Origin of the sequence: Yersinia sp. Marseille-Q3913, from assembly GCF_963892745.1 — a bacterium.
In the GTDB taxonomy this organism is placed as follows: Bacteria; Pseudomonadota; Gammaproteobacteria; order Enterobacterales; family Enterobacteriaceae; genus Yersinia; species Yersinia bercovieri.
Genome location: NZ_CAWQAF010000066.1, coordinates 117,248 through 135,324, shown reverse-complemented (window position 1 = coordinate 135,324; position 18,077 = coordinate 117,248). Strand labels below are relative to the sequence as shown.

Genomic DNA, 18,077 nt, shown 5'->3' with positions numbered 1-18,077 from the left:
TGTCTTGCCTTTGCCCAGTTCTCTACAGGAGTTATTCATGTCTAATAGTCTGACCTATTGTGATCTTCCCGCGGAGATCTACCAATGGCCGGGTTTGCCACTTTCACTCAGTGGCGATGAAGTTATGCCGCTGGATTATCGTGCTGGTCACACGGGTTGGCTGTTGTACGGCAGGAAACTGGATAAAAAGCGCATTACCGATTTTCAACGCCAACTGGGCGCGGCAATGGTGATTGTTTCTGCCTGGTGCGTGGAGGATTATCAGGTTATCCGTCTGGCGGGCAGCTTGACGCCCCGGATTAAAACGCTGGCCGATGAGAGTGGCCTTGATGTTGCGCCATTGGGGGCCATTCCGCATTTACGCACCCCAGGCCTGTTGGTGATGGATATGGACTCCACTGCCATCCAAATTGAATGTATCGATGAAATTGCCAAGCTGGCCGGTGTGGGTGAAGAGGTGGCAGCCGTCACTGAGCGCGCCATGCAAGGTGAGCTGGATTTCTCCGCCAGCCTACGTCAACGCGTGGCCACCCTGAAAGGGGCCGATGCCAATATCCTAAAACAGGTACGCGACGAGCTGCCACTCATGCCGGGGCTGACTAGTCTGGTGCGCAAGCTTCAGGCGCTGGATTGGCATGTGGCGATTGCTTCCGGCGGTTTTACCTATTATGCCGAGTATCTGCGCGACAAATTGCGGCTGGTGCATGTTGCCGCCAACGAGCTTGAGATAAGAGATGGCAAGCTGACGGGCAAAGTTCTGGGGCCGATTGTCGATGCGCAATATAAAGCCGACACCCTGCTCAAGCTGGCCGAAAAGTTGAATATCCCGGTAGCGCAAACGGTGGCGATAGGCGACGGTGCTAACGACCTGAAAATGATGCAAGCTGCCGGTCTGGGTCTGGCTTTCCATGCTAAACCAAAGGTTTATGCGAAGGCGAAAGTGGCTATCCGTCACGGTGATTTGATCAGTGTGTTGTGTATCCTGACCGGTAGCCTAAAACACGAAGAACGCTAACCCCCTTCGTCCTTGTCACTACAGTGTTGTTAGCGGCACTCGTTACTCGAATCACTGACCAGAGTAAGTTGATCGGGATGAGTTCACTGGCGGCCTAGCTGTAGCACCAATGATTTTGGGGATGTTTTATTATTAGATTGAGGTGAATCGTGGCTAAAGCGCCAAAAAGGGCATTTGTCTGTAATGAGTGCGGGGCGGATTATCCGCGCTGGCAGGGGCAGTGCAGCGCGTGTAATGCCTGGAATACCATTACTGAGGTGCGGTTGGCGGCGGTCTCCTCCTCTTCGTCACGAACTGAACGTTTTGGCGGCTATGCCGGTGATACAGGTGTTAGCCGAGTACAGAAACTATCGGATATCAGTCTGGATGAGCAGCCGCGCTTCTCAACTGGCTTTCTTGAGTTTGATCGGGTGCTCGGTGGTGGTGTGGTGCCGGGCAGTGCCATTCTGATCGGCGGCAATCCGGGGGCGGGGAAAAGTACCCTGTTGCTGCAAACGCTCTGCAAATTATCTGAAAATATGAAAACCCTGTATGTCACCGGCGAAGAGTCGCTGCAACAGGTTGCGATGCGTGCGCATCGCTTGGGCTTGCCCACTGCGGGCTTGAATATGCTATCAGAAACCAGCATTGAGCAGATCTGCCTGATTGCCGAGCAAGAGCAGCCACGACTGATGGTGATCGACTCCATTCAGGTGATGCACATGGCGGATATCCAATCATCGCCGGGCAGTGTGGCGCAAGTGCGCGAAACCGCCGCCTATCTGACGCGTTTTGCTAAAACGCGCGGCGTCGCCATTGTGATGGTCGGCCATGTCACCAAAGATGGCTCGCTGGCGGGGCCAAAAGTGCTGGAGCACTGCATCGACTGTTCTGTGATGCTCGATGGCGACGGTGACTCCCGATTCCGTACACTGCGCAGCCACAAAAACCGCTTTGGTGCCGTCAATGAACTCGGCGTATTCGCCATGACCGAGCAAGGTCTGCGGGAGGTCAGTAATCCATCGGCTATCTTCCTCAGTCGAGGGGATGAAGTGACGGCGGGCAGTTCAGTGATGGTGGTGTGGGAAGGGACGCGCCCGCTGCTGGTCGAGATCCAGGCGCTGGTGGATCACTCCATGATGTCTAACCCCCGCCGGGTGGCGGTCGGGCTGGAGCAAAACCGGCTGGCTATCTTACTGGCGGTGTTACATCGCCACGGCGGCTTGCAGATGTCGGATCAGGACGTGTTCGTCAATGTGGTCGGTGGCGTGAAAGTGACGGAAACCAGCGCCGATCTGGCGCTGCTGATGTCGCTGGTGTCTAGCCTGCGCGACCGTCCGCTGCCACAAGATCTGGTGGTGTTCGGTGAGGTGGGGCTGGCGGGTGAAATCAGGCCGGTGCCCAGTGGTCAGGAGCGTATTTCCGAAGCGGCTAAACACGGATTTAAACGCGCTATCGTGCCTTACGCTAATATGCCGAAGAAACCGCTGCCCAATATGCAGGTTTTCGGCGTGAAGAAACTGGCTGATGCTTTGGCCGTTTTAGAAGATTTGTAACCGTGCATTTAGTAGTACGGATCTCGCAGCATACTGTGTTATTTTTGTTTAGCGCACTAAACAAGGAGGCGGTATGCTGCAGTTCGACTATCTCAAAACAGCAATTAAGCAAAAGGGCTGTACCTTACAGCAGGTGGCTGAAGCCAGCGGTATGACGAAGGGGTATTTAAGCCAGCTACTCAACGACAAAATCAAAAGCCCCAGTGCGCAAAAGCTGGAAGCCTTACACCGTTTTCTTGAGCTGGAGTTCCCACGCCGCGAGAAAAAAGTGGGGGTGGTGTTTGGTAAATTTTACCCGCTCCATACCGGTCATATCTTTTTAATCCAGCGCGCCTGTAGCCAGGTCGACGAGTTGCATGTCATTTTGTGTCATGATGAACCCCGCGATCGCGAGCTGTTCGAAAACAGTTCGATGTCACAACAGCCCACGGTCAGTGACCGCCTGCGCTGGTTGCTGCAAACCTTTAAGTATCAGAAAAACATCCATATTCACTCATTTGACGAGCATGGGATTGAACCTTATCCCCATGGTTGGGATGTCTGGAGCCGTGGCGTCAAAAAATTCATGGCTGAAAAGGGCATCGTCCCCAGTTTTATTTACTCCAGCGAAAGTCAGGACGCACCACGTTACCGCGAGCAGTTGGGTATCGAAACCATTCTGATTGACCCACAGCGCTCATTTATGAACATCAGTGGCCGCCAAATCCGCCGCGATCCTTTCCGCTACTGGGATTACATTCCGACAGAAGTGAAGCCCTTTTTTGTCCGTACCGTGGCGATATTGGGGGGGGAGTCCAGCGGGAAATCTACATTGGTCAATAAGTTAGCTAATATCTTTAATACCACCAGTGCATGGGAGTATGGTCGCGACTATGTTTTCTCTCACCTTGGCGGCGATGAGATGGCGCTGCAATATTCCGATTATGACAAGATTGCACTAGGGCAAGCGCAGTACGTCGATTTTGCGGTGAAATATGCTAATAAAGTGGCCTTTATCGACACCGATTTTGTCACCACCCAGGCATTCTGCAAAAAATATGAGGGGCGCGAACACCCCTTTGTGCAGGCGCTGATTGATGAATACCGCTTTGATCTGGTTATCTTGCTGGAGAACAACACGCCATGGGTCGCCGATGGGCTGCGTAGCCTTGGCAGTGATCGTGACCGCAAAGCTTTTCAGCATTTACTGGAGCAGATGTTGCGCAGTAATAATATTGAATATGTGCATGTTGAATCGGCCGACTATGACACGCGCTTCCTGCGCTGTGTCGAGTTGGTTCAGCAGCTCCTGGCCGCCGACCTGCAACGTCTTGCCCGCCCTTCAGTATTGGCTGAAGCGCGGGAAGAGTAACCTTAGTAAGCAATCACTATCTTGCCCTGCATATGCCCGCTTGCCACTTGTGCATGGGCAGTATGCAGGTTTTCTACCGTCAGGCCGTGCAGTGTTTCGCTCAGCGTCCCTTGCAGTTTGCCCTCATCCACTAGCTGGCTCACCTGCTGTAAAATCTCCCCTTGTTGGGCGATATCTGGCGTAGAGTACATGCTACGGGTGAACATAAATTCCCAATGTAAGGCCGCACTCTTCAGCTTTAACTGATTCTGATCCAAGGGTTTTTCATTCTCAACAATGGTGCAGATCTGCCCTAGTGGTGCGATGAGTTCGCTGATGGCGGGCCAGTGGCCATCGGTGTCATTCAAACAGAGAATGTAATCTACTTTATCGATACCTTCTTTCGCCAACTGCGCTTTCAGGTCGCGGTAATCTACCGTCAAATCCGCCCCCCGTTCACGGCACCAGGCGGCTGATTCCGGTCGTGACGCGGTCGCAATCACTTTTACCGGGCTGCGCAGTGCTGCCAATGGAATAGCCAATGAGCCGACACCGCCGGCACCACCGATGATCAGCAAGTTTTGCCCGGCACTGGCATGTTGGATGTTCAGGTGCTCGAACAGTGCTTCCCACGCAGTGATGGCGGTCAATGGCAGCGCGGCGGCCTGCGCCCAGTTGAGAGTGCGGGGTTTATGGGCCGCAATGCGGGCATCGACCAACTGCTGATTGGCATTGCTGCCGGGGCGGGTGATATCACCCGCATACCAAACTTCATCGCCAGCGCGAAAACCGCTGACCTTCTCGCCGACACTGACCACCACACCGGCTGCATCCCAGCCCAGGACCCGTGGCTGTTGCAGGCCGTTTTTCTTCAAGCTGCTATGCACTTTGGTATCAACCGGATTGATGGATGCCGCTTTGACTTCAACCAGCAAATCAAAGGGGCCGGGGGTAAGCAGATCTAACGTGATTTCAATAAAATCAGCGGGTTGTTGTGGATTCACGGCAATAGCTTTCATCGTCATTTTTATCTTCCTGTTTAGCGTATTTATGGAGTCTAGACCTATCTGCTGGCAGTGATAAGATGGACAATCACTAACGCAGTGTTCGTCTGAGGTAAACAATCATGTTTAAGCAACTGCAGGATATGGCGCTGTTCGCGCGAGTCGCAGAGTGTGGCAGCTTTACCCGCGCGGCTGAAATGGCCGGTTTACCGAAGTCGAGTGTCAGTAAGCGCATCAGTCAGTTAGAGCAAGGTCTGGGGATTCGGCTGATCAACCGCACTACCCGTCAGTTGAATCTGACCTTTGCCGGTGAGCGCTATTTGGTGCATTGCCAAGAGATGTTACACGCGGCTGAGCGCGCAGATCTGGCACTGCAACGGCTGAAAGATAACCCCAGTGGGCGCTTGCGTATTTCAACGCCGGCAGGATTAGGTGCCACCTTGCTGGCGCGGCTGGCGACCGATTTTCAGCGGCAATATCCGGATGTGCTGCTGGAGGTGTTGGTGTCGGATACCATGGTGGATCTGGTGGAGGAGGGCTTTGATGTGGCGCTGCGCACCGGGAAGCCGCAGGACTCGTCACTGATTGGCCGCCGATTGGGCTATGCACCACGCTATCTGCTGGCTGCGCCAGACTATTTGGCACAGCATCCCCCTTTGTCTCACCCAAGCCAGTTGGCGATGCACCACTGTATTGCCCATCGCGCCTGGCAGGCGCTAATCCTGCGCCGTGAAGGTGAGTTTTATCGCTGGCAAGTACCAGTGCAGCATGTCACGGATAATCTGCTGTATGCCCGCGAATGCGCCCTCGCAGGTGGCGGGATCACGCTACTCCCCGCATTTTTAAGCCGTGACGTGGTGGCGAGCCGCCAGCTAATTGAAGTGTTGCCCCAATGGCAAGCCGAGGGCAATGAGCTCTATTTGGTCTATCCAAGCCGCAAATTAAACTCACCCGCGCTGAGCTGCTTTATTGATGTGGTGATGGGTCATCCGGTATTTGAGGATTATATGCAAGGGCTGGCAATGTCTTGATGAGCCGAATATACTGTTTATTCGGCTCAAAAAATGAGCCGAACATGGCGACTAATCGGCTCACTCTCAACTCTGGAGATAACGATGCACGAAAACCTATGGGTGTGGCAGCATGAGAAGTGGCCCCATTTTTACTGGGATGAGGCGCTTATTCAGCCCCAGCTACGCAACACCCGGTTTAAGCTCGGCCAACTCCTTGGTGAAAATAGGGGAAATACCTCGGCTGAAAGCGCCTTAAAAACCTTAGATGTGCTTTTGGCGAATATTGTTGCGTCATCAAAAATAGAAAATGAGCAACTTAATGTCCGCTCGGTGCGTTCATCGCTGGCAAAAAAGCTCGGGATGATTTTGACAGAGAGTGACCCGACGTCTGATCGTTCTGATGGTTTGGCTGACATCATGCTCGACGCCATTCATGAATGTAATGCGGATTTAACGCTTGAACGATTGTATCAATGGCACGAATGGCTGTTTCCCCATAATTCATGGATGCTGAATCCTATTAAGAGCGGTCAATTGCGAGGGGGGGAGCCGATGCAGGTCGTTTCAGGCCGAATGGGCAAGGAAAAGGTTCATTTTGAAGCACCACCTCGCGATGTTCTGTCTGCGGAACTAAAACAGTTTATCGATTGGTTTAATGTATCTCGCATTGATAACGCGGTTGATCCACTTTTACGAGCCGCAATAGCACATTTCTGGTTCGTCACCTTGCATCCCTTCGAGGATGGTAATGGTCGTATTACTAGAGCACTGACCGACATGGCATTATCACAAGCGGATAGCCAAAGTATTCATCTTTACACCATGTCAGTCGCCATCCTTGAGAACCGCGATGGGTATTACGCTATTTTGGAGCAATGCCAACGTGGAAGTCTGGATATCACACCTTGGTTACTATGGTTTATCGCCACTCTGGAACAGAGCTTGAATCAAGCATCTGAAGGAGTTCGCTCTACATTGGCCAAGAATCGCTTCTGGTTAAAGCACAATAACTGCGGGTTGAGGGGCGAGCAGATAAAAGTGCTTAATCGCCTATTAGATGGCGGTGAAAACAGTTTTGCTTTAGGTATCAGTGCGTCTCAATATCAAAAAGTCGCCAAGGTCAGTAAAGCGACAGCAACCCGCCATCTCGCAGAGTTATTGGAACGGGAATGTATTGAAAAGCTGCCGGGGGAAGGGCGGAGTACCCGCTACCGAGTTAGGTTTCCAGAATAAAACGGCCTGCAATGGCAGGCCGTTCGTCTCAATAAATCAGGTTAATGATTACTTAACCATTTTCTTATACTTAATACGGTGTGGTTCCAGTGCTTCGGCACCCAAAGTGCGTTTTTTCCACTCTTCGTATTCAGTAAAGTTGCCTTCGAAGAATTGCACTTTGCCTTCATCTTGATAATCGATGATGTGAGTGGCAATGCGGTCAAGGAACCAACGGTCATGAGAGATGACCATCGCGCAGCCTGGGAACTCCAGCAGGGCGTTTTCTAGTGCGCGCAGGGTTTCGATATCCAGATCGTTGGTCGGTTCATCAAGCAGTAGCATGTTGCCGCCAACCTGTAGCAGCTTAGCCAAATGAATACGACCACGCTCACCACCGGACAGCTCGCCGACACGTTTACCTTGATCAATCCCTTTAAAGTTAAAGCGGCCGACGTAGGCACGGCTTGGAATTTCAAAGTTGCCGATCTTCATGATGTCCTGACCACCAGACACCTCTTCCCAGACGGTTTTGCTGTCGTCCATGTTGTCGCGGAACTGATCAACAGAGGCCAACTGCACGGTATCACCCAGTGAAATGGTGCCGGAGTCCGGCTGTTCCTGACCCGATAACATGCGGAACAGTGTTGATTTACCTGCGCCGTTCGGCCCGATTATCCCCACTATCGCGCCTTTCGGCAGCGCAAAGGTCAGATCGTCAATTAACAGGCGGTCACCGTAAGATTTGCTCAAATGCTCAACTTCCAGCACTTTGTCGCCTAACCGTGGGCCTGGTGGAATGAATAACTCGCTGGTTTCGTTACGTTTTTGATACTCAACGCTGTTGAGTTCTTCAAAGCGGGCCAGACGTGCTTTACCTTTCGCCTGACGGCCTTTTGGATTCTGACGAACCCACTCCAGCTCTTTCTCAATGGATTTGCGACGTGCAGCTTCGGAAGAGGCTTCCAGCGCCAGGCGGGCATCTTTCTGCTCGAGCCATGAGGAGTAGTTGCCTTCCCATGGAATACCTTCGCCACGGTCCAGCTCCAGAATCCAACCGGCCACATTATCGAGGAAGTAACGGTCATGGGTGATGGCGACCACGGTGCCTTCATAATCGTGCAGGAAGCGCTCAAGCCATGCCACGGACTCCGCATCCAAGTGGTTGGTCGGTTCGTCCAGCAGCAGCATGTCTGGTTTTTCCAGCAACAGGCGACAGATGGCGACACGACGGCGTTCACCACCAGACAGATTGGCAATCTTGGCATCCCAAGGTGGCAGACGCAGTGCATCAGCAGCACGTTCTAACTGATTATCCAGATTATGGCCGTCTTGGGCTTGGATAATGGCTTCCAGTTCACCTTGCTCTTTGGCGAGTTTATCGAAATCAGCATCAGGCTCGGCATACAGCGCATAAACTTCATCCAGACGGGTCAGTGCGCGTTTGACTTCGCTAACCGCTTCTTCAACTGATTCACGCACCGTTTGCTCAAGATTTAACTTAGGCTCCTGCGGCAAGTAACCAATTTTGATGCCAGGTTGTGGGCGAGCTTCACCTTCAATATCGGTATCGATGCCAGCCATAATGCGCAATAGGGTCGATTTACCGGAGCCATTCAAGCCCAGTACACCAATTTTGGCCCCAGGGAAGAAACTCAGGGAGATGTTTTTCAAAATATGCCGTTTCGGCGGAACGACTTTGCCGACACGATGCATGGAATAGACGTATTGAGCCACGTTGCGTCTGCCTCTCTATTAGTAGTGATCTCTGATGCGGAGTGTAGCCCGTTTGGATCCTACGAACCAGTATCCAAAGTGGATAGTCGAGCCGCGTCGACAGATTTCGGCGGGATAAATGCAGAAACCGGTTTACCAACGTAAACCGGAAAGTAAAAAGGGTTATGGCGCGGTGACTATCATCGCGACACGGCGGTTTTCCGCCCGCCCTTTGGCGGTGCGGTTATCGGCGACGGGTTCTAGCTTGCCACGACCACGAACATCAATATTCCGCCTTGGAATACCGATGGTTGTCAGGGTATCCGCCACCGCTGCCGCCCGCTGATAGGAGAGCTGCTGATTATAGCTATCTTCGCCAATAGCGTCGGTATGACCATCAACCCGCAAGTGGGTGATGCCAACGGCAGTTAATGCTTTACCAATATTTTGTACTGTTTGCACACCTGACGGATTTAACTTTCTGACATCACTGTCAAACAGCACTTTATTGGCCAGACCAAACTCCCAGCCGTTATCGGTTAACTTAAACCCCTGCGCTTGTAATGCGGCTATTTGCTCAGCACTTAGCCCTGCTGGTTTGGTCTGACAGCCCGCCAGTACCAATAAGCTGATAGCAAAAAAACTAAACCAGATACGGCTGATTAGATCCCTATTTTTCAATCCCTGCATGTCACCTACCCTAAGCTTTCTGTGAGAGTAATACCCGATGGCTGAGCAATAGCTCTCCCGCCACCGGACTGGAAGTTTTTCTTGGCGTGATACATCGCCTCATCTGCCCGCTGTAACAGCTCTTCGGGCGTTTGTGCATGATCAGGATAAATCGCAATACCGATACTCAGCGAGGTCGTAATCTCACTCCCATCCGCCAAAATGATGGGTTGACTCATACTTTCAATAATATTGTTAGCAATAATCAGCACATCATCTGTTTTATGGATAGGTGCCAGTAACACGGCAAACTCATCCCCACCCAAGCGGGCGACTAAATCGGTTTCACGTAGCAGGGCACGAATACGGTCAGCGATGGTGGTCAGCACCACATCACCTGCCGCATGACCATAGCTATCGTTGATCTCTTTAAAACGATCGCCATCCAGGAATAATACGGCTGCGTGTTCGTCTGACTTGCAATCATTGAGTGTGCGGCTTAAGCGGCCTTCAAAAAAGGCACGGTTTGCCAGACCGGTCAGGCTATCGTGTGCCGCCCGATGGGCGAGGAAGTCATTCTCTTGCGTCAGATGTTTTTGCCAAACTTCCAGCTCTTCCAGCAAGCCATTGAAGTCATTGCTTAACTCATTCAGCTCGGCAATTTTGGCCGACGGGACTCGCTGACCGAAGCTGCGGTGGCGGCTGACATTATGGGCCACTTTGGTAATTTGGTTCAGTGAACCGATGATGCCAAAGAGCATACGCCGTGACAGAACTAACGCGACCAGGGTACTGAGCAGCAGACACGCCAATAATCCCGCTAACCCTTGCAGCAGAAAACGCAGCAAGCTGCCGCCATGGCCGACAATCACTATGGTGCCAATCTCATTTCCGGAATGAACCATCGGCAGCACCACCGGTTGAGGTAGCGCCCAGCGGGCAACACTCTGCTCCATATAATGCATGGGGCCATCATTAGGCAGTGTCCAGCTCGCCACCTCACGACCATTCACATCCAGAATTTTTGCTTCGGCCACCTCTTCATTGGCGGCAATCAGCGACAGGGATTCGTTAGCGGCCACACTGTCGCCAAATACCACCGCAGCTTCAGTGGTGTAGCTTATCGAACGGGCAATCAAATGCAGGTTATGGTCAGCATAAACCCGCAGGGCGAACAGTGCCGCCAGTGTGAGGAAGAGGCCTGCCGTGGCCACGGAAACCAGTGCCACCGTTAAGTGGATCCGCCCCAGCACACGGCCCAGCGTCGGGAGCCTGGCTGCATCATGGTGATGTTGGGTCTGACTGGCAGACTTATTTTTTATTGAACTCATAATGCGTCAGCCTTTTTACGGGCAAGTTGCAACACGCTGGGGTGAACTCGAACCCCACCGCGTGCTAATGCATCCATATTGACTTTGAAAGAGGCCTGCTTATCTGCCAATAGCAGACAAAATGCACTGCCCAGCGTGCATTCGTCATAATCTTCACTGATGGTAAGAACCGAGTGCCCAGAGAGGAGTGCCGCCAGTTCCTGCCGCTTTTGTACCGTGACACGACCGAGGTAAACCACATCACAGTTGGTGGCAACCGAAGCGTCGGGTTGTGGGTAGCGCGCCGTTTTGATCGGATGGGCAGTTTGCATCAATGCTGGATTGAATAGCGCTTCAGCGTAATCAGTTTGAGCCACGACACATAAGCGAATCACCGCTGGTGTTGTTGGCCAACGCGCATAGCTGATAATGCCCAGCACCATTTTGGCCGCGGCATCATTGCGTTCATGCAGGAGTTCAGTGCTCAGAGTATTCGCGGCCCTTAAGGGCAATGCGGTGAACAGGAGCGAAATAAGGAGTAAAACGGAGGCACAGATCCGCCAGATACGCGGTGGCGTAATCATTTTGAGCGGAAGATAGCGCTTATAACTATTGACGCCGTTAATTGCGCAAGTGACGGTATTCATTTTTGCGCTTCCTGTAGGGCGACACGGTTTACACGTTAATGGCAGCCAGCGAATAGTAAGCCGCTATACCATTATAAGAGTTAATTGATGCAATAATAGTCGTGGTATCGGCAATATAAGATTTATCTTAAATATTATCTCGAATTTATAAAAAAGCCCGACTGATTAGCCGGGCTTGATGATTGTTGCTGAAAATCAGAGCGCGCTTGAAGCGCCTTTGAAGCGCCCGATGATCCATTTTTCGATCTCTACGATGATAAAGATGGCGATAGAGACCAGCAATGTGACGCCCCAATAGTAAGCCGGTAATGGCTCAGTACCGAACGCGGTATTCATAAACGGCAGGTAGATAATGGCTAACTGCAACAGGATCAGGACGCCAGAGACTAACCACAACCCTTTGTTGACAAAGAGTTCTTTGTTCAGTGGGAAGCGATCCATCACGCGGCAGTTAAACATGTAAATCCACTGTGCGGTGACCAAGGTCTGCATCAGCACGGTGCGGATAAACTCGGTGCTGTAGCCGCGCGGCTCCATATAGGCTTCCAGGGCAAAAGCACTACAAGCAATCAACGTACCGACAAACGCGATGCGCCAGATAGCGTGGCCGTCTAACACATGTTTTGATGGATCACGTGGGTTACGGCGCATAATGCCGCGTTCTGCCGGTTCAAAGGCCAAACCGAACGAGAGCGTGGTGGAGGTCGCCATGTTTATCCAGAGAATTTGCAGTGGCGTCAGTGGGATAACCGCCCCCACCAGGATAGCAAAGATGATTAACAGCCCTTGCGCCAGGTTGGTCGGCAACACAAACAGAATGGTTTTCTTCAGGTTATCGTAGACACGACGGCCCTCTTCAACCGCATGGGCAATGGTGGCGAAGTTGTCATCAGAGAGCACCATATCGGCGGCCTCTTTTGTCACTTCGGTGCCCTTGATGCCCATGGCGATACCCACATCGGCCTGTTTCAGCGCCGGTGCATCGTTAACACCGTCGCCGGTCATCCCGACGATTTCGCCTTTCTCCTGCAAGGCCTTGACCAGACGTAGCTTATGTTCCGGGCTGGTACGGGCGAAGATATCATAGCGGACGGCCGCTTCCGCCAGCGTCTTATCGTCCATATGCTCCAACTGGCCGCCAGTAATGGAGTCTTTCCCATTACCTATCCCCAGCATAGCACCAATCGCCATGGCGGTTTCCTGATGGTCGCCAGTGATCATTTTCACGCGGATGCCGGCCTGTTGGCAGGTGGCAATGGCGTCGATAGCTTCAGGGCGCGGTGGGTCCATCATGCCGGCAATACCGACAAATACCATCCCTTGCTGGATGTCGCTGTGACCTAATTCGCTGATTGTCTGCTCTGTTGGGCGGTAGGCCGCAGCTAACATACGCAAACCCTGCTGGGTATAGCGCGTCATCTGGGCATCCCAGTAATCACGGCGGAATGGCACCACACCCTGGTCCGTCAGCTCTTGCTGGCAGAAAGTGAACAGCACGTCAGGCGCGCCGGTCAGGAAGATGTAGCTTTCAGATTCAACCTGATGGCTGGTGGCCATATATTTATAAGCCGAATCGAAAGGAATTTTACCGTGCTGCGCAACTTGACCCAGCTCGATCCCCGATTTGGCGGCCAATACTTTTAATGCGCCTTCGGTTGGCCCGCCGACAATGGTCCAGTGGCCTTGGTCATTTTTTTGAATCTGGCTGTCATTACACAAATTCACCGCAGTGATAAATGTTTTTAACGGCCCCGCCAGTGAGGCCTGCTGCTCACTGCCTTCTGGGTAGATATTACCGACCGGCTCGTAGCTTTCACCGGTGACGCGATAGCAATTGTCAGCCAAAATCACCGCTTTAACGGTCATTTCGTTCATTGTCAGTGTGCCGGTTTTATCGGAACAGACGACCGTCATGGCACCTAAGGTTTCTACCGTTGGCAGCTTGCGGATAATCGCGCGGTTGCGCGCCATCGCTTGCACACCCAGGGAGAGGATGATCGAAATAATCGCCGGTAACCCTTCCGGTACTGAGGCGACGGCCAGACTTATCAGCGCCAGCAGCAGTTCATTGACCGGCAGATCCCGTAGAATAAAGGCGAAGACGAACAAGAATGCCATCATCACTAAAATTAGGATGAAAATCGCTTTGCCCAAGCGGTCCATCTGTTGCAGTAGTGGGGTGCGAATGGATTCAACCGCTGACATCATTTGGTTGATATGGCCCAGTTCGGTGTTACCGCCACTGGCAATGACCACGCCTTTTGCTGTACCGGCACTGATAGTGGTGCCTGAGAACAGCAGGTTTTTGCGATCGCCAATAACAGATTCGTCCTCAATCACTCCAATCTGCTTCTCAACCACGGTTGATTCACCGGTCAGGATAGCTTCTTCAATCTGAAGATTGTGAGCTTCGAGCAGCCGCAGGTCGGCTGGGATTTTGTCCCCCGGTTTCAGCGTAACAATATCACCCGGTACAAGATTCTGAGCGTCAATGGTTTGTGCGCTTCCATCACGAATGACCACAGCTTTACTGGAGAGCATGTTTTGTATGCTTTTCAGTGACTTCTCAGCTTTATTTTCCTGAACATAACCAATTAAGGCATTAATGACCGCCACGCAAAGGATAATAATGGTGTCAACGGTGTGACCCATTAGGCCCTTAACCAAGGCTGCGGCGAGCAAAATGTAGATCAGAACATCATTAAAATGGGCTAAGAACTGTAACAGGGGGTGCTTGCTTTTTTTGGCGGGTAGGGCATTGGGGCCATACTGCTTAAGGCGTTCCTCCGCCTCTTTTTGGCTTAATCCTTCTTCGCGGCTACTTAAGTGCTGCAAAGATTCTTCCGCAGTTAGTTGATACCAGGCCTTTCCCTCTGGGGGCGGGGAGGCGGATTTATGGTCTGATGAGTTTTGCATGGAAAGAACCTTCTTAAAAATGAATAAATCTACAATCTATCTAGCCGTCTTCATTTATTTACCGCAAATATTTTATCATTCATCTTCGACCCTGCCGGAGGTTAGCAACGTCAATAACTTTGGATAGAAATGAAATATTTACAACAGCATAGTGATATTAAGCAAGGATAGTAGATTTTTATGAAAATAGTGCCTTGATCTGAGATAATAAATACAAAGTACTTTGCAATAACTAGGCTTTAATGCATTGAATTATAAGTGATTATATGATTTTGTATTCTGTAATTCCTTTTTTTCAAGGCACAAAATATCCTCAACAGAGCATAGAAGACTCTCGTCGGTTTTAACCATCACTCAAAAAGATTAATCCTACATATCCATTAGTGTGTGTAATCACTGGCTATCAGGTGAAACTCTTGGTTAGTATATCCCGCTGCCGGAACTCATTATGACTTTGCTCGTCATATGCTAATCAAAGGTTGCGGCAAGTGAAATGCAGTAGCCAACAACCAGTGAGGAAACAGTAAGTATGGAAAAGTGGCGATATCTGGCGATTGGCGTGTGTCTGGTGACGATTTCAGCAGCGGCATCCGCTGACTCCCTTGATGCCCAACGACAACGCTATCAGCAAGTTAAACTGGCTTGGGACAGCAATCAGATGGATACCGTGGCGCAGCTGATGCCCACGTTGCGTGACTACCCGCTGTATCCGTATCTGGAATACCGCCAGTTAACACAAGATCTGAGCCAAGTGAGCGCGGCGCAAGTTAATGATTTCCTGAGCCGTAACCCAACATTGCCGCTCGCAAGTTCGCTCCCATCCCGCTTTGTTAATGAGCTGGCCCGCCGAGAGGATTGGCGCGGGTTATTGACCTTTAGCCCAACCGCGCCGAAACCGGTTGCCGCCCGCTGTAACTATTACTATGCCAAATGGGCGACAGGCGAACAGCAAGTTGCCTGGGATGGGGCAAGTGAAATCTGGCTTAATGGTCAGGCACTCCCCGCTAGCTGCGATAAATTATTCAGTGTCTGGCAACAAGCCGGACATCAAACGCCATTGGCAACACTGGCGCGGATGAAGCTGGCGCTGAAAGAGGGCAACGCCAGTTTGGTCAGCTATCTGCTCAAACAGCTGCCAGCAGATTACCAGACCATGGGCACCGCACTGGCGAAACTGCAAAGTGACCCCGCCAGTGTTGAAAGTTTCGCCCGTACGGTCGGGCCGACGGACTTTACCCGCTCAGCGACCCTCATTGCGTTTACCCGCTTGGCACGTCAGGACGTGGAAAATGCCCGCGCGATGATCCCAACGTTAGTGCGGCTACAGAAAATGAGTGACAGCGAGAAGCTGGAGCTGGAAGAGGCTGTTGCCTGGCGTTTAATGGGTACGGATGCGACTTACGATCAAGCCAAATGGCGAGATCAAGTGACGTTACGCAGCCACTCCACCCCTTTGCTTGAGCGCCGTATCCGCATGTCTCTGGGCAGTGGCGATCGCCAGGGTTTAGCCGCTTGGTTGGCGCGCTTGCCAGCAGAAGCACAAAATAAAGATGAGTGGCGCTACTGGCGTGCATCACTGTTATTGGAGCAGGGTAAGAAAGCCGAGGGCGAAGCTATCTTACGCGGCTTGATGCAAGAGCGTGGCTTCTATCCGATGGTGGCGGCCCAGAAACTGGGGGTTCCTTATCCGATTAATGTCGAGATCGCGACCAAACCAGACGCCTCGCTGGCACAGCGACCAGAAATCGCCCGAGTGCGTGAGTTGATGTACTGGAATATGGATAATCTGGCCCGCAACGAGTGGAGCTATTTGGTCGCCAGCCGCAGTAAACCTGAACAGGAAGCACTAGCCCGTTACGCATTTAATCAGAAGTGGGCCGATCTCAGTGTTCAGGCGACCATTGTCGCCAAATTGTGGGATCATCTGGAAGAGCGCTTCCCACTGGCATGGCCGGCAGAGTTCCGTCAGGCGACAGACGGCAAAGGGATCACCCCAAGCTATGCCATGGCGATTGCTCGTCAGGAGAGTGCCTGGAACCCGAAAGCACAATCCCCGGTCGGCGCAACAGGGCTGATGCAGGTGATGCCGCGCACCGCAGAACACACGGTGAAACTGAATAATATCAGTGGCTATGTGAATAGCAGCCAGTTGCTCGATCCTGCCAAGAATATTGAGATTGGTACTAGCTATCTGGAAGAGGTCTATCAGCAGTTCGGGCGCAACCGCATTCTATCCAGTGCGGCCTATAATGCGGGTCCATCACGGGTCAATACCTGGTTGAGCAACAGTGCCGGACAGGTGGATGCGGTGGCATTTATCGAGAGTATTCCTTTCTCCGAAACCCGTGGCTATGTGAAAAATGTGTTGGCGTATGATGCTTTTTATCGCCACTTTATGAATCGCCCAACGAAGGTGTTGAGTGATGCCGAGTGGCAGCGGCGCTACTAATCCTCTTCGTCCTTGACGCTGCGGCGGTGTTAGCGGCGCTGCGCACCCGAATCACTGACTTATGTCAGCTCATCGGGATTTGCTCGCTTGCTGCCTTGTGCCTTGCCGCAACGCCAATGACTTTGAGGATTTTCTTGGTGCTTGACGCTGCGGCGGTGTTAGCGGCGCTGCGCATCCGAATCACTGACTTATGTCAGCTCATCGGGATTTGCTCGCTTGCTGCCTTGCCGCAACGCCAATGACTTTGAGGATTTTCTTGGTGCTTGACGCTGCGGCGGTTCCAAGTTCTTTGGGTATGTCTGAGGTTATGATAAGCTGTTGTACTAGTTAAATAGTATGACAGCTCTCCCTTGGGTACTTATCATGACAAAACTACGATTGACCGATCCGAATCTGTCGACTGAAGATAATCAGCACTGGCTGAGCTTTGTTGCGCTGCTGCAAAATGCGATTGCGCAAGACCTCCATTTGCCGTTGTTGCAATTGATGCTGACACCCGATGAGCGCACTGCGCTGGGCACCCGTGTTCGTATCATTGAGGAGTTAATGCGCGGCGAGCTGAGTCAGCGTGAACTGAAAAACCAGTTGGGTGCCGGTATCGCGACCATCACCCGGGGTTCTAATAGCCTGAAGAGCGCGCCACCACAGCTTAAAAGCTGGCTCGAGGCCCAATTACTGGCAGATAAAAAGTAGCTTATTTCGCGGCGACTTAGCTCAGGGCTGGGCGTTGATAAATTTCGTTATGAAATGGCACCAGCGCCAACAATAGCGCTTGATGATAAACACTGGTGCGAGTCAACTTGCCGTCGGTGAAGATGCCGATGGCCCCGCCTTTATGCTTAACATTCGCTATCCCGGTTAAAACTGCCATTTCGTCGCCTAGCTCACGGCCTTGGCGAATTCCTTGCAATATAATATCGGGCAGCATCAAACTGGCAGAACGAGACTCTCCTCGTGTTTGTAAGCGCTCAATAACCATCCATGCAAAGGTCATATTATCTTCGATACCGGCTTCAACCCCGACCCAAAAATCAGCCTCAGGGCGAAGCCGACGCGCATGACTCACTCGTTGTCTGGCACCGCTGCGTGTCTCAATACTGCCGATAGGTTGCAGGGGGACGCCACTATCGACATTGACACCTTCAATGCGGTAACTGTCAGCGCCATAAACGTCATCGAAGGCGAGGCTAATAGCCTTAATCTTTGCAGGGTTGGTAGTTGCGGCAACAACATGGTACATAATGAGTCTCGATATATTTAA

At 51.9% G+C, this 18,077-nt stretch carries 14 protein-coding genes; 7 read left to right on the top strand and 7 right to left on the bottom strand.

What is annotated here, in order from left to right:
• The first annotated feature begins 37 nt into the window (after window positions 1-37).
• The 3 genes from serB to nadR all read left to right on the top strand — a co-directional run bounded on the left by serB (window position 38) and on the right by nadR (window position 3,901).
• Entirely contained in the window at window positions 38-1,015 is a 978-nt protein-coding gene (serB, locus tag AACW11_RS17800; protein WP_212584998.1) for a phosphoserine phosphatase, read from the top strand.
• Window positions 1,016-1,164: 149 nt separating this feature from the next.
• Window positions 1,165-2,550, top strand: coding sequence for a DNA repair protein RadA (radA, locus tag AACW11_RS17795; RefSeq protein ID WP_212584997.1), 1,386 nt, complete (start codon window positions 1,165-1,167; stop codon window positions 2,548-2,550).
• A gap of 73 nt (window positions 2,551-2,623) precedes the next feature.
• Window positions 2,624-3,901: a multifunctional transcriptional regulator/nicotinamide-nucleotide adenylyltransferase/ribosylnicotinamide kinase NadR gene (gene nadR / locus AACW11_RS17790; RefSeq protein WP_212584996.1), complete on the top strand. Its 1,278-nt coding sequence runs from the start codon at window positions 2,624-2,626 to the stop codon at window positions 3,899-3,901.
• A 2-nt stretch (window positions 3,902-3,903) separates the two neighbouring features.
• Here nadR and AACW11_RS17785 read toward each other — a convergent pair whose 3' ends face one another.
• A complete protein-coding gene (locus AACW11_RS17785) occupies window positions 3,904-4,905 on the bottom strand; it encodes a zinc-binding alcohol dehydrogenase family protein (protein WP_212584995.1) in 1,002 nt (333 codons plus the stop codon).
• A 101-nt stretch (window positions 4,906-5,006) separates the two neighbouring features.
• On the opposite strand from AACW11_RS17785, the gene AACW11_RS17780 reads away from it, so the two are divergent.
• Both AACW11_RS17780 and AACW11_RS17775 read left to right on the top strand, forming a co-directional pair.
• The gene (locus AACW11_RS17780) at window positions 5,007-5,915 is read left to right on the top strand and encodes a LysR family transcriptional regulator (RefSeq protein WP_005270693.1); all 909 of its coding nucleotides are present in this window, start codon (window positions 5,007-5,009) and stop codon (window positions 5,913-5,915) included.
• A gap of 84 nt (window positions 5,916-5,999) precedes the next feature.
• Window positions 6,000-7,130 (top strand): Fic family protein, encoded by a 1,131-nt coding sequence (locus AACW11_RS17775; protein ID WP_212584994.1) that lies wholly within the window; start codon window positions 6,000-6,002, stop codon window positions 7,128-7,130.
• A gap of 48 nt (window positions 7,131-7,178) precedes the next feature.
• Here AACW11_RS17775 and ettA read toward each other — a convergent pair whose 3' ends face one another.
• The 5 genes from ettA to AACW11_RS17750 all read right to left on the bottom strand — a co-directional run bounded on the left by ettA (window position 7,179) and on the right by AACW11_RS17750 (window position 14,367).
• Complete coding sequence (ettA, locus tag AACW11_RS17770; RefSeq protein ID WP_032896362.1) at window positions 7,179-8,846, bottom strand: energy-dependent translational throttle protein EttA; 1,668 nt, start codon at window positions 8,844-8,846, stop codon at window positions 7,179-7,181.
• Window positions 8,847-9,008: 162 nt separating this feature from the next.
• The gene (locus tag AACW11_RS17765) at window positions 9,009-9,515 is read right to left on the bottom strand and encodes an OmpA family protein (protein WP_212584993.1); all 507 of its coding nucleotides are present in this window, start codon (window positions 9,513-9,515) and stop codon (window positions 9,009-9,011) included.
• A 5-nt stretch (window positions 9,516-9,520) separates the two neighbouring features.
• Complete coding sequence (locus AACW11_RS17760) at window positions 9,521-10,825, bottom strand: diguanylate cyclase domain-containing protein (protein WP_212584992.1); 1,305 nt, start codon at window positions 10,823-10,825, stop codon at window positions 9,521-9,523.
• Complete coding sequence (locus AACW11_RS17755; protein WP_212584991.1) at window positions 10,822-11,451, bottom strand: YfiR family protein; 630 nt, start codon at window positions 11,449-11,451, stop codon at window positions 10,822-10,824. The genes AACW11_RS17760 and AACW11_RS17755 overlap by 4 nt, the downstream gene beginning before the upstream one ends.
• A gap of 195 nt (window positions 11,452-11,646) precedes the next feature.
• Complete coding sequence (locus tag AACW11_RS17750; RefSeq protein ID WP_212584990.1) at window positions 11,647-14,367, bottom strand: cation-transporting P-type ATPase; 2,721 nt, start codon at window positions 14,365-14,367, stop codon at window positions 11,647-11,649.
• A 529-nt stretch (window positions 14,368-14,896) separates the two neighbouring features.
• On the opposite strand from AACW11_RS17750, the gene sltY reads away from it, so the two are divergent.
• Window positions 14,897-16,816, top strand: a complete 1,920-nt coding sequence (gene sltY, locus AACW11_RS17745; RefSeq protein WP_212584989.1) for a murein transglycosylase — start codon at window positions 14,897-14,899, stop codon at window positions 16,814-16,816.
• A gap of 363 nt (window positions 16,817-17,179) precedes the next feature.
• Window positions 17,180-17,509: a trp operon repressor gene (gene trpR, locus AACW11_RS17740; protein WP_212584988.1), complete on the top strand. Its 330-nt coding sequence runs from the start codon at window positions 17,180-17,182 to the stop codon at window positions 17,507-17,509.
• Between the two features lie 16 nt (window positions 17,510-17,525).
• Here trpR and yjjX read toward each other — a convergent pair whose 3' ends face one another.
• The gene (gene yjjX, locus AACW11_RS17735; protein WP_212584987.1) at window positions 17,526-18,056 is read right to left on the bottom strand and encodes an inosine/xanthosine triphosphatase; all 531 of its coding nucleotides are present in this window, start codon (window positions 18,054-18,056) and stop codon (window positions 17,526-17,528) included.
• Window positions 18,057-18,077 lie beyond the last annotated feature (21 nt).

Coding starts and splice junctions, on each gene's coding strand:
- sltY (WP_212584989.1), top strand. CDS start 14,897: ATGGAAAAGTGGCGATATCTGGCGATTGGCGTGTGTCTGGTGACGATT.
- AACW11_RS17765 (WP_212584993.1), bottom strand. CDS start 9,515: ATGCAGGGATTGAAAAATAGGGATCTAATCAGCCGTATCTGGTTTAGT.
- AACW11_RS17750 (WP_212584990.1), bottom strand. CDS start 14,367: ATGCAAAACTCATCAGACCATAAATCCGCCTCCCCGCCCCCAGAGGGA.
- serB (WP_212584998.1), top strand. CDS start 38: ATGTCTAATAGTCTGACCTATTGTGATCTTCCCGCGGAGATCTACCAA.
- AACW11_RS17760 (WP_212584992.1), bottom strand. CDS start 10,825: ATGAGTTCAATAAAAAATAAGTCTGCCAGTCAGACCCAACATCACCAT.
- nadR (WP_212584996.1), top strand. CDS start 2,624: ATGCTGCAGTTCGACTATCTCAAAACAGCAATTAAGCAAAAGGGCTGT.
- AACW11_RS17785 (WP_212584995.1), bottom strand. CDS start 4,905: ATGACGATGAAAGCTATTGCCGTGAATCCACAACAACCCGCTGATTTT.
- AACW11_RS17780 (WP_005270693.1), top strand. CDS start 5,007: ATGTTTAAGCAACTGCAGGATATGGCGCTGTTCGCGCGAGTCGCAGAG.
- AACW11_RS17755 (WP_212584991.1), bottom strand. CDS start 11,451: ATGAATACCGTCACTTGCGCAATTAACGGCGTCAATAGTTATAAGCGC.
- AACW11_RS17775 (WP_212584994.1), top strand. CDS start 6,000: ATGCACGAAAACCTATGGGTGTGGCAGCATGAGAAGTGGCCCCATTTT.
- trpR (WP_212584988.1), top strand. CDS start 17,180: ATGACAAAACTACGATTGACCGATCCGAATCTGTCGACTGAAGATAAT.
- yjjX (WP_212584987.1), bottom strand. CDS start 18,056: ATGTACCATGTTGTTGCCGCAACTACCAACCCTGCAAAGATTAAGGCT.